The organism is Alteromonas sp. KUL49 (genome assembly GCF_006538345.1).
GTDB lineage: Bacteria > Pseudomonadota > Gammaproteobacteria > Enterobacterales > Alteromonadaceae > Alteromonas.
The window spans coordinates 31,766-47,194 of sequence record NZ_BJKL01000005.1; the positions used below are offsets into that span (position 1 = coordinate 31,766).

Annotated in this window: 15 protein-coding genes and 1 tRNA gene; 7 read left to right on the forward strand and 9 right to left on the reverse strand. The window is 44.4% G+C overall.

All coding sequences use genetic code 11. The features are described 5' to 3' along the window. The first annotated feature begins 104 nt into the window (after positions 1 to 104). The gene (tadA, locus tag EYS00_RS09880) at positions 105 to 638 is read left to right on the forward strand and encodes a tRNA adenosine(34) deaminase TadA (protein ID WP_130636395.1); all 534 of its coding nucleotides are present in this window, start codon (positions 105 to 107) and stop codon (positions 636 to 638) included. A gap of 253 nt (positions 639 to 891) precedes the next feature. Here the strand turns inward: tadA and mltF are convergent, their stop codons facing one another. Further along, the gene (mltF, locus tag EYS00_RS09885; RefSeq protein WP_130636396.1) at positions 892 to 2,259 is read right to left on the reverse strand and encodes a membrane-bound lytic murein transglycosylase MltF; all 1,368 of its coding nucleotides are present in this window, start codon (positions 2,257 to 2,259) and stop codon (positions 892 to 894) included. Positions 2,260 to 2,438: 179 nt separating this feature from the next. Here mltF and purL point away from each other — a divergent pair, with 179 nt between their 5' ends. Continuing rightward, complete coding sequence (gene purL / locus EYS00_RS09890; protein WP_130636397.1) at positions 2,439 to 6,326, forward strand: phosphoribosylformylglycinamidine synthase; 3,888 nt, start codon at positions 2,439 to 2,441, stop codon at positions 6,324 to 6,326. Positions 6,327 to 6,867: 541 nt separating this feature from the next. On the opposite strand, the gene EYS00_RS09895 is transcribed toward purL, so the two are convergent. Then, entirely contained in the window at positions 6,868 to 7,755 is an 888-nt protein-coding gene (locus EYS00_RS09895; RefSeq protein WP_130636398.1) for a LysR family transcriptional regulator, read from the reverse strand. Between the two features lie 120 nt (positions 7,756 to 7,875). On the opposite strand from EYS00_RS09895, the gene EYS00_RS09900 reads away from it, so the two are divergent. Then, entirely contained in the window at positions 7,876 to 8,367 is a 492-nt protein-coding gene (locus EYS00_RS09900; RefSeq protein WP_130636399.1) for a VOC family protein, read from the forward strand. A 30-nt stretch (positions 8,368 to 8,397) separates the two neighbouring features. Here EYS00_RS09900 and smrA read toward each other — a convergent pair whose 3' ends face one another. The 4 genes from smrA to EYS00_RS09915 all read right to left on the reverse strand — a co-directional run bounded on the left by smrA (position 8,398) and on the right by EYS00_RS09915 (position 10,443). Further along, positions 8,398 to 8,895: a DNA endonuclease SmrA gene (smrA, locus tag EYS00_RS09905; RefSeq protein ID WP_242618724.1), complete on the reverse strand. Its 498-nt coding sequence runs from the start codon at positions 8,893 to 8,895 to the stop codon at positions 8,398 to 8,400. Beyond that, positions 8,822 to 8,986, reverse strand: a complete 165-nt coding sequence (locus EYS00_RS20925) for a Smr/MutS family endonuclease (RefSeq protein WP_242618746.1) — start codon at positions 8,984 to 8,986, stop codon at positions 8,822 to 8,824. The genes smrA and EYS00_RS20925 overlap by 74 nt, the downstream gene beginning before the upstream one ends. Before the next feature lie 99 nt (positions 8,987 to 9,085). After that, a tRNA-Arg gene (locus tag EYS00_RS09910) sits at positions 9,086 to 9,162 on the reverse strand. Between the two features lie 111 nt (positions 9,163 to 9,273). Beyond that, complete coding sequence (locus EYS00_RS09915; protein ID WP_130636400.1) at positions 9,274 to 10,443, reverse strand: flagellar assembly protein T N-terminal domain-containing protein; 1,170 nt, start codon at positions 10,441 to 10,443, stop codon at positions 9,274 to 9,276. A 239-nt stretch (positions 10,444 to 10,682) separates the two neighbouring features. On the opposite strand from EYS00_RS09915, the gene EYS00_RS09920 reads away from it, so the two are divergent. Beyond that, positions 10,683 to 11,168, forward strand: a complete 486-nt coding sequence (locus EYS00_RS09920; protein WP_373995564.1) for an LPP20 family lipoprotein — start codon at positions 10,683 to 10,685, stop codon at positions 11,166 to 11,168. A 76-nt stretch (positions 11,169 to 11,244) separates the two neighbouring features. Here EYS00_RS09920 and flgN read toward each other — a convergent pair whose 3' ends face one another. The 3 genes from flgN to flgA form a co-directional block, all read right to left on the reverse strand. After that, positions 11,245 to 11,673 carry a flagellar export chaperone FlgN gene (gene flgN / locus EYS00_RS09925; RefSeq protein WP_373995567.1) on the reverse strand — a complete coding sequence of 143 codons (429 nt, stop codon included), beginning with the start codon at positions 11,671 to 11,673 and terminating at the stop codon, positions 11,245 to 11,247. A gap of 27 nt (positions 11,674 to 11,700) precedes the next feature. Further along, entirely contained in the window at positions 11,701 to 12,027 is a 327-nt protein-coding gene (gene flgM, locus EYS00_RS09930; protein WP_130636402.1) for a flagellar biosynthesis anti-sigma factor FlgM, read from the reverse strand. 102 nt (positions 12,028 to 12,129) lie between these two features. Then, positions 12,130 to 12,852 carry a flagellar basal body P-ring formation chaperone FlgA gene (gene flgA / locus EYS00_RS09935; RefSeq protein ID WP_130636403.1) on the reverse strand — a complete coding sequence of 241 codons (723 nt, stop codon included), beginning with the start codon at positions 12,850 to 12,852 and terminating at the stop codon, positions 12,130 to 12,132. A gap of 204 nt (positions 12,853 to 13,056) precedes the next feature. On the opposite strand from flgA, the gene EYS00_RS09940 reads away from it, so the two are divergent. The 3 genes from EYS00_RS09940 (at position 13,057) to flgB (ending at position 15,427) form a co-directional block, all read left to right on the forward strand. Then, a complete protein-coding gene (locus EYS00_RS09940; protein ID WP_130636404.1) occupies positions 13,057 to 13,986 on the forward strand; it encodes a chemotaxis protein CheV in 930 nt (309 codons plus the stop codon). Positions 13,987 to 14,001: 15 nt separating this feature from the next. Continuing rightward, entirely contained in the window at positions 14,002 to 14,880 is an 879-nt protein-coding gene (locus tag EYS00_RS09945) for a protein-glutamate O-methyltransferase CheR (protein WP_130636405.1), read from the forward strand. Positions 14,881 to 14,998: 118 nt separating this feature from the next. Beyond that, positions 14,999 to 15,427 carry a flagellar basal body rod protein FlgB gene (flgB, locus tag EYS00_RS09950; protein WP_130636668.1) on the forward strand — a complete coding sequence of 143 codons (429 nt, stop codon included), beginning with the start codon at positions 14,999 to 15,001 and terminating at the stop codon, positions 15,425 to 15,427. Positions 15,428 to 15,429 lie beyond the last annotated feature (2 nt).

The window sequence follows — 15,429 nt, forward strand, 5'->3', positions numbered from 1 at the left end:
GCCAATTTGAGAAAGTTATTAATAATCAATTACTTATATTTTGTGGCAAAGATTATTTGTAGCATGATAATAATATTGACCACTGCAAATAGTGATTTTGACTAATGAGTGAAGAATTTAGTCATCTAAAAGATGACGAATATTGGATTAGGTATGCGTTAACGCTGGCCGATAAAGCTGAGGCTATGGGGGAGGTACCTGTAGGCGCTGTCATCGTCTCCGATGGAAAGGTGATAGGAGAGGGATGGAATACACCTATTACTGACCATGATCCCTCTGCCCACGCAGAAATGGCGGCATTGAGAGCGGCTACTAAAACGATCGAGAATTATCGCGCCATTGACGCGACTTTGTATGTCACCCTTGAACCTTGCCCCATGTGTGCTGGTGCGATAGTTCACGGCAGAATCAAAAGAGTTGTGTTTGGTGCGTGGGACGAAAAAACCGGTGCTGCGGGTTCGGTGATGAATCTACTTCAGCACGAACACCTCAATCACAATGTGGAGATTACCTCAGGAATACTTGCTGTAGAATGCGGAGAGAAGTTATCAGCCTTTTTTCGCCGCCGCCGAAAGGAAATTAAAGCGGCGAAAAAAGCTAGGCGCGAGTCTCTTCAGGGGGGCGAACCAACTGAGTGAACATATCGCTCGTGACATATAATTTACGGCGCTGAAGCACCTTTTGATGTACTCGCTTTAACATGAGTCTACGACGGTTATTATTTTTCAGTTTGACACCTTTTTTCATTAGTTTGTTTCTCTTCATAAACACACCTCAATACGTGAAAGTATATGCGTCTGTGTAGAACGACTCACAGGCGTGTTTGTATCACTCCATTTCACTTTACTCAGGTAACATGACATCCAAATGACAAATTTCAAGAGCAAGAAGTTATATTTGTCCTTGGGCATCTAGCCAAAGTAGGGTGTCGTAGTAGCGTCGAATGTTCTCAACATACTTTAACGCCTCGTTTCCTCTTGCATACCCATAGCGCGTAGTGCGGTAGTATTTCTTTTGCTCTAACTGGGGAAGCCTTTGTTTCACTTCAACCCAAAGGTCGGGGTTACCGCCTTGACGTTGGGTTAATATTCTCGCGTCCTCTAAATGTCCCATTCCTATGTTGTACGCAGCCATCGCCATCCACGTTCTATCTGGGTTAGTGATTCGAGCTGGAATTCGTCTCACTAGACTTGCAAAGTAAGCGGAGCCTCCACGAATACTTTGTTCAGGGTCGGTTCGCATAGATACGTTCCAGTCATTTGCCGTGTCTAGTGTAAGCATCATTAGCCCTTTTACCCCAGTCTTAGAGATGGCTTCTGGATCCCAGTGGCTTTCTTGGTAACTCATTGCTGCCAGTAAACGCCAATCAATATCACCAGCATACTGTTGAAACAGAGATTTGAACCTGGGTAAGTCGTCGTTGGTTGATGCGATAAAAGCACGCGTGTCGACGTAATCGAACTGGCGTACATGACCAAAGTATTTATCTTCTAATACGGTAAACCAACCCGATTGATGCACAGTGCCGAAATACTCAACCAACGCAGATCTCACCGAGCCGTCTTGGTGCGGAGGTAGCGCCCATGCAATAGGCATTTTTTCTTCTAACGTAAAACCTACGGCAAGGTTAGGGTAGCGTCTACGCTGAAGTGCCAGACGATTACTGTCGGCCAAGGTGTAAAGTATTTCACCCGCAGCCACTTGAGCCAAAAGTTCCTCTGAATCTGAGTCGTCTGTAGAGATGATATAGTCACCTGAGAGGTTACTTATCGTGTTAAGTAAGTGATCTTGACTGCTCCCTTTTACGGCATAAACAGGTTGCTTAATTAACGATGTATCTCTGGGGCGGGGCGAGCCAGCTTGAAACACTAATTGTTGTGACACGGTTTGATAGGCGGGCCCGTAATTAAATCGGTTTTGCAACGACGGTGTTACAGCATCTCCCGTGGCAACAATATCTAAATGACCCTTTTCTAGTTGGTCTAGCATAGCGTCGTAGCTGTAAAATGGATATAAATCTAATGTTACACCAAGATAGTCAGCAAAACCGGCAAGGAGCTCGTACTCAAAACCTTGCGGGCCATTTGTGCCATTATAATATGTTGCTGCACCGTACAGTGTACCGACTTTTATAGTTTCTCGTTCAAGCAGTTTTGCTAAAGCATTGGATACAGGGGGGAGGCCACAGCTGGTTGCAACAAAGCAAAAAACGATTATGACGAATGCTTTTATTCGTTTTTTGTAATTATTTAGCTGCATAGTAATGTTCTTGTCATTGTTAATTCACATATCCCTATAAAAAAACCTGCAACATAAGGAAGCTTGTTGCTTATCAACTCGCCAGAATTCCTCTATAATCCGCGCCGAAATACTCATCAATTCAAGAGGCAACGAGTCCATTGGTGAACGTTGTTTCCAAACAAACCAGGTAAAGCTATATGTTGGTCCTTCGAGGCGCTCCCGCACTATCCGAGTTTAACCAAACTAAACTGATTGCAAAGCTGGGTCAATCCGGCATTGAAGTTAAAGCACTTTACAGCGAGTTTATTCATCTTGTAGATTCTACGGGTGATTTAACTGCAGAGCAAAAAGACACCCTAAACAAGCTTTTAACCTACGGGCCATCAGCGAAAAATCAGAGCCCTCAAGGTACCTTATTTTTTGTAACCCCTCGTCCAGGTACTCTATCTCCTTGGTCTTCAAAGGCAACGGATATTGCGCTTAACTGTGGCTTAGACACCATCCAGCGTATCGAAAGGGGATGTGCATACTATGTAGAGACCGCACAACCACTGTCTAGTGAAGACTACAAGAAAGTAGCGGCTTTACTTCACGACAGAATGACTGAGTTTGTTTTTACCGATTTAAACGATGCGACAGTACTGTTTGCACAATCAACCGCAAGCACGTTTAGCACGGTTGACGTGCTAAAAGATGGCAAACAAGCGTTAGTTGATGCAAATATTTCGTTAGGGCTAGCGTTAGCTGACGACGAGGTGGATTACTTATTTGATAGCTTTACCCGCCTACAGCGAAATCCAACTGATGTAGAACTCTACATGTTTGCGCAGGCAAACTCAGAACACTGTCGCCACAAGATCTTTAACGCCAGCTGGACCATTGATGGACAAGACCAAGAAAAGTCTTTGTTCAAGATGATAAAAAATACCTTCGAGACAATGCCAGACCACGTATTCTCTGCATACAAAGACAATGCGGCAGTTATGGAAGGTTGGGATGCGGGGCGTTTCTTCCCAAATCCGCAAACTCACGCCTACGAGTATCATCAAGAAAATATCGATATTCTGATGAAGGTCGAAACCCATAACCACCCCACGGCTATTTCACCGTTTCCTGGTGCAGCGACTGGCTCGGGTGGTGAAATTCGTGATGAAGGTGCAACAGGCCGAGGCTCTAAGCCAAAAGCAGGTTTGGTTGGATTCTCTGTATCAAACCTTCGTATCCCTGGTGCAGAGCAACCTTGGGAAAAAGCCTATGGTAAGCCAGAGCGAATTGTCAGTGCATTAGATATCATGATTGATGGCCCATTGGGTGGCGCTGCCTTCAACAATGAATTCGGTCGTCCAAATCTATTGGGTTATTTCCGTACCTACGAACAAGAAGTTAATAGCTTCAATGGCGTTGAGGTTCGTGGATATCACAAGCCAATTATGCTTGCCGGTGGTTTGGGTAACATTCGTCGTGACCATATTGAAAAAGGTGAAATCACAGTAGGCGCCAAGCTTATTGTGCTTGGTGGTCCAGCAATGAACATTGGCTTAGGTGGTGGTGCTGCATCATCTATGGCGTCTGGTCAATCAAATGAAGATTTAGACTTTGCGTCAGTGCAGCGCGACAACCCAGAAATGGAGCGCCGCTGTCAGGAAGTTATCGATGCGTGTTGGCAACTAGGCGACAACAACCCTATTCAGTTTATTCACGACGTAGGTGCGGGTGGTTTATCAAATGCACTGCCTGAGCTGGTTAATGACGGAGAGCGTGGCGGTAAGTTTGAACTGCGTGACGTGTTGTCTGACGAAGCTGGCATGACGCCACTGGAGTTATGGTGTAACGAATCTCAAGAACGTTACGTACTTTCAGTATCAGAAGACAATCTTCCGGTATTTGAAGCTATTTGTCGTCGTGAACGCGCACCATTCGCAGTGGTAGGTGAAGCGACAGAAGAGCAACACCTGACGCTGAACGATAGCCAATTTGATAATCAGCCGATTGATATGCCGCTTGATGTGCTGCTAGGCAAACCGCCTAAAATGCACAGAGACGTAACTTCAACCAAGGTTGAAACTCAAGCCTTTGATACTTCGACTATTGACATTGCTGATGCGGTAAAACGTATTTTGCGTTTACCGACAGTGGCAGAGAAAACCTTCCTTATCACTATCGGCGATCGCTCGGTTACCGGTTTGGTAAGTCGTGACCAAATGGTTGGTCCTTGGCAGGTACCTGTTGCCGATGTTGCAGTAACTGCAAGTGCGTTCGATACCTATCACGGTGAAGCGATGGCGATGGGTGAGCGTACACCAGTGGCTTTACTCTCACATGGTGCGTCTGCTCGTTTAGCCGTGGGTGAAGCCTTAACTAACATTGCCGCTGCAAATATTGGCGACCTTAAGCGCATTAAATTGTCTGCTAACTGGATGTCGGCTGCGGGCCACCCAGGTGAAGATGCTGGCCTTTACGAAGCGGTTAAAGCCGTTGGTGAAGAGTTGTGCCCAGAGCTTGGATTGACCATTCCTGTAGGTAAAGACTCAATGTCGATGAAAACGGCATGGCAAGAGAACGGTGAAGATAAGTCGGTAACCTCACCACTATCTTTGGTTATCTCTGCCTTTGGTGCCGTACGCGATATTCGTAAAACGGTAACGCCGCAACTGCGTACTGATAAAGGCGACACACGTCTACTATTAATTGATTTGGGTGAAGGGAATAACCGCCTTGGCGCAAGCTGCTTGGCGCAAGTTTACGAGCAACTCGGTGATGCGTGTGCTGATGTAGTGTCGAGTGAACGCTTGAAAGGTTTCTTCAACGCCATGCAACAACTTGTTGAAAAACAGCTGGTTGTTGCTTATCACGACCGCTCTGATGGTGGCTTGTTTACCACAGTAGCAGAAATGGCATTTGCGGGTAAAACTGGTGTTAGCCTTTCACTTGATGCATTAAGTGGTGACGCTATTAGCCTATTGTTCAACGAAGAATTGGGTGGCGTAATTCAGGTAAAAGATACCGATGTCGATGCAGTAAGCGCAATCTTCGCCGAGGCCGGTCTTGGTGACTACTGCTTCGACGTGGGTACGACTAATGCGGATGATACGTTGGAAATCAGCCTAGGTGGTGAAAGCATATACCGCGCAAGTCGTGTAGAGCTTCGCACCGTGTGGGCAGAGACTACTCATAAGATGCAGGCGCTACGTGACAACCCTCAATGTGCCGACCAGGAGCACGAAGCAAAGCAAGATGTTGCCGACCCTGGTCTACACGCTTCACTCACTTACGATATTAATGAAGATATTGCTGCGCCCTTTATAGCTAAGGGTGTTCAGCCGAAAGTCGCCATTCTTAGAGAGCAAGGTGTAAACTCGCACCTTGAGATGGCGGCGGCATTTACTCGCGCTGGCTTCAATGCCATTGACGTTCACATGAGTGATGTATTAAGCGGTGTAGTATCACTCGACGACTTCACCGGTTTAGCTGCCTGCGGCGGATTCTCATACGGTGACGTGCTTGGTGCAGGTGAGGGATGGGCTAAGTCTATCTTGTTTAATCCACTAGCGCGTGATCAATTCAGCGCGTTCTTTGCTCGTGAATCTACCTTTAGCCTTGGCGTGTGTAATGGTTGTCAGATGCTATCCAACTTAAAAGCGTTAATTCCGGGCACTGACCACTGGCCTCATTTCGTAACAAACCAATCAGCTCGATTTGAAGCGCGTGTGGCGATGGTCGAAGTCATGGAGTCAAGGTCAGTACTACTTCAAGGTATGGCGGGTTCGCGTATGCCTATTGCTGTTTCTCATGGCGAAGGGCGTGCAGAGTTCACTAATGCTGGAGCCATTGATGCAGTGTCTTCTCAAGTTGCACTGCGCTATGTAGATAACTACGGTCAACCTACGATGCGCTATCCGGCAAACCCGAATGGTTCACCACAAGGTATCACAGGCCTTACATCAGAGGATGGTCGCTGTACTATTATGATGCCTCACCCAGAGCGTGTGTTCAGAGCCGTGGCAAACTCTTGGTACCCAGACGAGTGGCAAGAAGATGGTGCGTGGACGCGAATTTTCCGCAACGCGCGCAAATTTGTCGGCTAAATCATGTCGAGTTGCCGAAAATAATCATTTTAGTTATTTTCGGCATTGATTTTGCTGAACTTTTTAAAGGTCACATAAAAAGATTGAAGGCTTTTATAGCGCGCTGTAAAAGCCTTTTTTATCGATTAATGTGTCAATAGATTGGCTTAGTGTCAAAAAAATGTACAAGAACACTTGTCATCGATATGTCACTGATCTATCTTAGCAATTGCAAGGAATGCAACTCGGTAACAGGAGTTAGGTAATTGGGTGTACCGACAAACAAATAAAACAAATTGTCGGATTTGATAATAAGAGACGAAAGATGAATCGTTCCTCAAAGGGGTTTGGCTTGACAGGCGTAGCTGTCGCGGTCGTGTTGATGTTTATCACAGCAGTATTTAGTACCTCAGCAAAATCGACCGAATTGCCATCAGTTCATATTGCGCAATCATTGTAGTAATTTGCCGCAGTTGTATATCTAAGTAGTGAAATTAAAAAGAGCAGTGTACGCGTGTTCACTGCTCTTTACTTAGGTAACACTCTCATCACCATCATTAAATTAAATCCAAGCGTTCATTATGATTGCAGTAAGTGCCTCATAACGCGCGGGTAAGTCTCTATTTTTCTTGCTAACCAAGTACAGATTTTCAACCACGGGCTGTCGGGATGGGATTACATTCAAAAGTCCTGGACTGTGAAAGTTGTCAATGGTGCTCCTCGGTAACACGGTAAATCCTATACCTTGAGCGACCGGCTCTAATATTTGGCTAATTTGATTTATTGACCCTACGACTGGGACACTATCAATATCGAGTCGCTTTAGGTTTTGGTTGTCAGATTGCTTAAAATACAAAGATAAATAGTGTTCAGCATCTGGATGAGAAATTATCCCTGTGTCTGTGAGTAAGTCAGTCAAGTTTGATCGAGGGACTGTTGTGCTTGGCACAACTAAACAGAGTTCTTCTTGTCCGATCTTTTTAAAATCAAAAAATATTTCGTTAGGGACATCTGTCACGATCCCTTGATCAATCACTTCATTTTTAATGTCTCGTATGATTTGGTGATTAGGTGCGGCTTTTATGTTGATGTGAAGATTGGGGTGTTGCTTTTGAAGCGTTAAGAGTCTCGGGTAAAGTAATAATGCTACTGATCCAGAACATGCCAATGAACATTCCCCTGTATATGGGTCGTCAAAATTCAGTTGCTCAATCAAGCGACTTTCACTCTTAAACAGTGCTTTTGTGTAGTTATAAACCAATTTGCCTTGTTCGGTAACCGTGAATGATTTCTTGTTTCGCTTTATTAGTGAGTGTCCGCAAACTCCTTCAAGCTTATTGATGTGCTGACTTACACCAGGTTGAGTCATGTAGAGTTTTTCAGCCGTTTTCGTAAAGTGCCCCGTATCAACAAGAACAATAAAAGTTTTTAACCATAGTGGATTTAGCATGATGATTTTGGATAAAAAAATATTATTGTTTTGATTATATTTGATAATTTAAATTAATGATAATGCTCATCTATACTTTCATCACTGATTTTATGAAACACATCAAATAAGGGTTATCTAATGAAGATGAATCACGTAGGTATTATGGTCGGTGATATGGATAGAGCCGTTGAGTTTTATACTCAGGCTCTCGGCCTCAGAGTCGTAATGAACAACACTAAAGTCATCGAAGAGCGAGAATCTGCTATTGGTCGCATGTGTATTGCCGTGTTTGGTGAAGGTTTTAAAGGTTTTAATATCGCACATCTCGTGACGACAGATGGGATCGGTGTGGAGTTGTTTGAAATGGTCGACCGAGAGGAACGCCACAAGGTTGATTTCTCTCGCCTTGGTATATTCCACTTCTGTCTGCAGTTGCCTAAAGAGCAATTCGACACCGCTATTAAGAGAGTCGAAGCTTATGGCGGAAAAGTCAGAATGGACATCATGCGTTACCATCCAGAAGATGAGCTTAGACAAGCCCAAATGGTGTATTTAGAGGACCCATTTGGCAACCTCTTTGAGTTCTATTCACATTCATATGAAGATACTTATGCTTCTGATTATGAATAGTGTTAGGGGGGAGAGCAACACTCCCCTGTTTTATCGCTTTCTGTTCTTTTCTCGATTGATCAGCTTCTGCTGTGGGTGTTTTTTGAGAAGTACATAGGTAGCACCAAAGCCTCCGTGCATAGGTTGTGCAGTATGAAATGCAATCACCATGCTCATCTCTCTTAGCCAAAGGTTGACATAGCTGCGCTTTGCGCCCGGAAAAGGCTTTGATTTCTCTCCGGTTCCATGTTGAATAATTAACGCCCTAATACCTTTTTCGTGACACTGTAGAAGCGTGTTGTAAACTGCCTCTCTGCTTTCAGCTATGGTTTTTCCTTTCAGATTTAAGGTAAATTCTAATGGATATTTACCCAGTCTCAGTTTCTTGAAAACTCCATCTTGAATACCGGGCTGCTGAAATTCAATGAAGTCTTGAATTGGTACCGGCTTAACTCCCTCCATACTGAGGGGATTTTTAATTTTCTCTTGCTCGGCCAATTTCAGCGCGGCGCGCGTTTTTTTTCTCCTCGAGAGAGCTATTAGGGTCATGTAATTGGGCTTTGTCCGTTTTTGCAATGGGTTTTACATCTTGCATTGCGTCCAAGAAGGATTGGGCATCATCATCAAAGGGTACATTCATGGTTATCTCCCTCTTTAATCTAACTACTTCTTACGTGGCGAAGAAAGAAAAGATTAGGGCTAAGAACATGAACAATAAAATAGCTAAGCACAAAGCAAATGGCGTCCCGAGTAGGATTCGAACCTACGACCTTCCCCTTAGGAGGGGGATGCTCTATCCAGCTGAGCTATCGAGACTGCGGAAAAAGCTATTGCTTCAACCCTAATGCGACCCAAGAGTTTAGCGGAAACTTACTGTTTTTCATAGTTATACTCTGCGTTTCATCGCGGAGTATTGTTATCTTAATGCTATCGTTTGACCACAAAATCACTGACTTGAATGTTGGCGAGTATCGTATCGTCTACTGGCATCAAGGTAGCATTGTTCGCGTATGCTTGAGTGACTTTGAACTCTCCAGGATGCAGTGTGTATTGAATGTGCTCAGATTGATAGTTGTCAGAAACTTCTCTTATCTGATACGCAAAAAATCTATCTCCTGGCATGACACCTTGGTCCCGTCCCAAAGCAATTGAGAGGCTGTCGCTAGACCGTTGAATAACTCTGCTTGTTTGTGGGAGGCAAGACAATGCTTCGTCTATATCATCAATCGCATTGCGTAATGTAGCGGATACGGACTCGCCAAAAGGTGACTCCCAAAACCGCATAGAGTGGCTGTCTATATGTGTAAATCTATCAAAGTTCCAAGGTGCTTTGGTTTGATAGTGCTTATCGAAAACGAGTCCTCCGTTTATCCCGTCAAACACTCGCATATTGAAGCGCAAGTATCGGGTTGCTCGTTCTCCTCTCCAAAACGTTAACGTTCTCGGAGCATCTCGAGCCACACTCAAATCTTGTATTTCTCCCACGATAACAAATTGCGTATTGGACATTTTAGACAAGGCAAGAACATCACTCTCTACCTGCGATGCGCGCCACTGTGCTGAGTAAGGGGCTATGTAGTTGAGATTTAGGCTGTCTGAATGTTGGGCAAATTGGTATTCAAGTTTATGTGTTAATGCTTTGGGAAACTCACTAAGCCCACCGTCAGTTAAGTGGCCAGCTTGGTTATTTGAAAAGTAAGCTGTAGAAAGGGTTTTGGTATAGGGCGACGTTTCACATTGATTAGTTTGCGGGAATATGTCGGCACGGAGTCGCACAGTGACGTAGTCGCTATGCCAGACCTCACTGATAAGTTCTACACTGTCGACGTCACCAGAACTGCGTACGGTTATTTGATCATTATTGAGTAATCCATTTGTCATCTGTTGTACGCTGTTGATTGACGCGCCTGCAAACATGAGTGCTTGTTTTAACGCTTCCTCAGTGGCGCGCTGTTTCGCTGCTCCCTTGTCGCCTTCATGAATCAAGGCTTGTCCAGTAGCTTCGTACCAAGCGGCATGGCTTTGCCCCTGGATAAACAGCAAGAGGCAAATAAATGGCAACAGTGTCGTCGGGTTAAAAAATTTTTTTACACTCATCGTTTAATGCTCGTTGTCACTAACTCCGCTTGCTCGCAGAGTTTCAGGCAAATCGGTTCTCAACCACTATTAAAGCGCTTACGTATCACTAACAAGTAAACCTACTTACTCAGTGATGCTTTATCATTGTCGTATCAAGATAGATGCCAACCTTAAACGGTATAGCTTTGGCTAACTGGGCACGCTCTTTGCTGTGTTGTTGAGAAAATGTTTGTCCAGACGATGAAGAGTGGTCAGTTATGCAGAGCTTTATAAAAATGTGGATAAAGAGCGGCAGCATCTTTGTTCTTTTATCTTTGGTAATGTTGTCTGGTTGTAGCATGTTGGTCGACAAGCATGTGGAATGGGAAACTGTTGAGCCCGAAACCTATCCCGTACTCACTGCAGTAGGGTACGCTCCCGTTACAACACAATATGGTGACACCGATACACAGAAAATGTTGATGGCCATGAAAGCGTCTAAGCTTGATGCATACCGCGAGCTCGCTGAGCAGGTGTACGGTCAACGCATAGAAGGAGCGCAATCAGTTTCAAATCTCGTTATGCAAAACGAAGCACTTAAGGCTTCAGTAGACGGAGTGATCAGAGGTGCCCGTGTAGTCAAGAGCTATCCCGTCGGTGAGGACACTTACGCTACTGAATTAGAGCTTGATATGGAGCAGGTGTACAACATCTATTTGTCTACAGCAAAGCCACAACGTATCAAGAATATTCAGTACTATTAAAAGTCAATTATTGGGTTTTCAGACTGTGAGGTGTGGTCGAGAACGATCGTTGGCGACAACTTCAACGGATAGAGGGCTAGGCGCTGATGCCCGAGCCTAAGGTACCACCTTTAGGCTTACCTTTTTTATCGTAGGTAAGCGACTCTTTAGCGCGAACCTCTAACATCAGGTTTCTAAGGTGTGTGAGGCGGAGTTGGCCTTGTTCTACGGCTTTCTCGTTAACATCAGTACGGTACTTGCAATTTTCAAGCTGTGCTTTGGCATCGGCGAGTAGTGCTTCGATTTCGGGACTCTGCTTTGTGTGGTCGTTGGCTTTGGTGTAGCTATGCTCAACCTGACTATCCAATTGTTGGATAGCTTCTAGCAGCGCTGCCTTTTCTTCAAGTAGGCTGATAAGCGATTCGGCATCACGAGTACTAATGAGGTGTAACTCTTTTTCCAACAGCTCGCCCAACAACGTCAGCTGTTCGACTTGTCTTGCTATTTGAGAAGCGAGTTCATTAATGCTCATTGCTTTACGTATGCAGCCTTGTTACTTCTGACCAAATATTTGCGATTCTAGCTTAGCTATCTTATTTGCAAGCACTTCAGGGTTGACGCGATATTCGCCGCTCTGAATTGCTTTTTTCAAACGGTCCACTTTTTCTTGGTTAACCGGCGCCTCTGAACCTTTTTTCTGTACTTGATTCAATTGCTGTGCAGATTGCGTTAACGACACGGAATCTTGACGCGGAGCAGTTTGAGCCGACGCTTGATTCGCGGCTTGCTGCTGCGTTTGTTGCGCTTGATTTTGTTGCGCAACCTTACCATTATCAATGGGCGCTTTGGGTAACCCATTGTTTATATTGTTAATTGCCATAGGATTTCTCCACTACCTTTTTACCTCACTAATTGTATCGGCAAAGTACGGCGATTCTTTAATCTTTTTGAGCGTAAATGCGGTAATTTTTGCCCACCTATCTTACAAGTGTATCACGACTTCTTGCGAACTGGCGACTTCTGCAATAATTGCCTTTTGACTGCTGGTATTTACAACTTTGATATTGTCGCCAATAACCCCGTCTTGCTGGGCTATACCCGACGTTTTTACCGCCATACCCGATAGTTTAGCACTGATAGTTATTCTGTCGCCCTTGCATACGAAACACAACATGTTTGATTGAATGGCTTGACCACCCGCAGTTCTGCGTTTCATTCGGGCACCAATCAATGTATCAATACTCGTGAAGGCTGTGTGACGTAAACGGCGAACATCCACATCGGCAAAGGTGAGATTGTCTGCAGTGAGCACTGTGCCAGGACTTATCGCTCCAGAGGTAACTACAATACTTTTGGTACGTGTCACTTGTGCGCTTGTGAACAAGTACCAGTCGTTGTTTCCACAACTAACGCGAACTGTCATGTAGGATTGCTGTAGTGCTTCGTCAGAAATGTGATATTGAAATCCAGAGGCACACTCAGGAATGTTTATCCTATTGTCTATAGTAACAATTTTCACGTTGGTGTTAGTATCACCTTCATCAGTGTCGAGTAAATTCAACAAAAAGGCTTCAACACCGTTTTGGATCTCTTGATGCTTGGTAGCATGGGCGTAATTTGACCAACTGATTGCAAGTGACAGCACTAAAGCTATTTTAAAAATATACTTTTGCAGAATAACCTTGTGTAAAATCTGATTTTTCATTTTCACTTTTCGTTTTCAGTTAGTTATATATTGACTATGCTTACAGTGGAAATCGTCACTGATGGCATGAATATTACTCATTCGACGTTTGTTGTTTTATGTATGCGTCATTTTTCTGTCGTTTGACGTGCATAATTTTAGTGATATTGTCTATGCTCTCTAGGTAAGGCAATGATCATGCCCAGTATTAACAAGAGGTGATATATGTCGGGTATTATGGATTCGGTAGACCAACGAACACAGTTGGTCGGACAAAACCGGCTTGAGTTACTACTTTTCAGGCTTAATGGCCGACAGCGTTTTGGCATTAACGTGTTTAAAGTCCGCGAGGTTCTACAATGCCCGCCGTTGACATCTATGCCTAAATTGAATTCTCTTGTTCGCGGTGTCGCGCATATTCGTGGTCAAACCATTTCGGTAATCGACCTGAGTATGGCCACCGGTGGTAAGCGTATCGAAGATCTCTCGACCGCGTTCATTGTTATTGCGGAATACAACCGTTCAGTTCAGGGATTTCTCGTTGGTGCGGTAGAGCGTATTATCAATACCAACTGGGACTCAATCATGCCCCCGCCTCAGGGCACGGGAAGAGCGAGTTACCTCACGGCGGTAACAGAAGTAGAAAACGAGCTCATTGAAATTCTAGATGTTGAGAAGATACTCAACGAAATATCCCCTCTGAGCACGGATGTAAGCGAAGAAGTCCAACAGAATCTTGCTACCACAGGCAGAGAAGACAAGATTATCTTCATAGCAGATGATTCTTCTGTTGCGCGAAATCAGGTGAAAAAGGCCCTAACTGCGCTCGGAATTGAGATGGAATTGGCCAAAAATGGTCTTGAGGCGTTGAACAGGCTTAAAGAGATCGCCGAAGAATATGGCGATGTCACTGAACGGGTGGGGGTATTAGTGTCTGATATCGAAATGCCAGAAATGGATGGCTACACACTGACAGCAGAGATAAAGAATACGCCCAATTTAAGTAAATTGCATGTTGTTCTGCACACATCCCTATCCGGCGTATTTAATCAGGCCATGGTGCAAAAAGTGGGTGCTGATGATTTTATTGCTAAGTTCCATCCGGACGAGCTAGCGACTGCTGTCCAAAAGTGGTTTATGACTGAATGCGAGTAACGGAGCACGCAGGGATTGAGTAATCGAGACGTTTCACCTGATAGCTATATACGTTTCAGAGATTTCTTAGAGCGACAATGCGGTATTGTACTTGGCGATAACAAACAGTATTTGGTTCGCAGTCGTTTGGCTTCTCTGTTGTATCAATATAATTACGACAGTATCGATACACTAATTAACACAGTTGTACGAGGTGGCAATCGGAATTTACTGCAAGATGTTATCGATGCGATGACTACAAACGAAACTTTGTGGTTCAGAGATAATTACCCGTTTACACTCCTCATCAATGATCTCTTACCTAAGCTAGCGGATAAGCGTCAGAAGATCCGCATATGGAGTGCCGCTTGTTCCTCTGGACAGGAACCATACTCCATTGCCATGTCTATTTTGGAATACCAAAGACAAAAGCCTGGAAGTTTGCGGCAAGGTGTTGAGATTATGGCGACGGATCTATCTTCAGAAATGCTCTCCAAATGTCAAGAGGGTATCTACGACGAATTGTCCCTTGCTCGAGGATTGTCTCCGCAACGCCGTCAACAGTTCTTCAAGCCAGTAGACAACGGTCGTATGCAAATATCGCCAGAGGTTCGTCGAATGGTAACTTTTAAAAGTCTAAATTTGTTAGGTAGCTATGCAACACTTGGCCGTTTTGACATTGTTTTTTGCCGGAACGTGCTGATTTACTTTTCACCGGAAGTGAAACAAAAAATACTGCAACAAATTGCCGGATTACTCCAACCGGAGGGGGTGTTATTCCTTGGCGCGTCTGAGTCTATCAGTACATCAGCATCCTATTACTCTATGGTTAAGTGCCATCCTGGTCTTTACTACCAAAAGAGTAAGTTTCTGAAATTAATAATTAATTTTCATTTCTGGGGTTACTTTGCATAGCCCCCCGTTCCACAAATAGCACTTTCCAAGATGTTGGCATCACACTTGCTAATACTTTTCATACTCAGGCTAGAATGACGTTTATCGACCAATTCTGCCGCTGTTTTAGGAAAGTATGATGGCAATAAACCTCGACAGACTTGTTGGATTTCACCATACCGCGGTGTCCTTACGGACAGATCGTATGGAAGTAATTGCAGGGAATTTAGCCAATGCTAATACGCCAGGCTACAAAGCGCAGGATATTGATTTTAATAGCGCTATGAACCGCGCGTTGAAAGACCAAAAAAGTCCTTCAGGCGGCAATAGTAACTTAGTAAGAACACACGAAAGTCATATGACAGGTGGACCTAGGTCAGCCTCTAGTTTCGATATGCAATATCGCATTCCTGAGCAACCAGATACTGGCGATGGTAACACTGTAGAAGTTCAAGCCGAAAGAAACCGTTTTCTTGACAACGGGTTAAGGTATCAGGCCAGTGTCGAATTTTTGAATAGTAAAATTAAAGGGATGAAAAAGGCCCTAAGTAGTAACGGAGGGCAGTGATC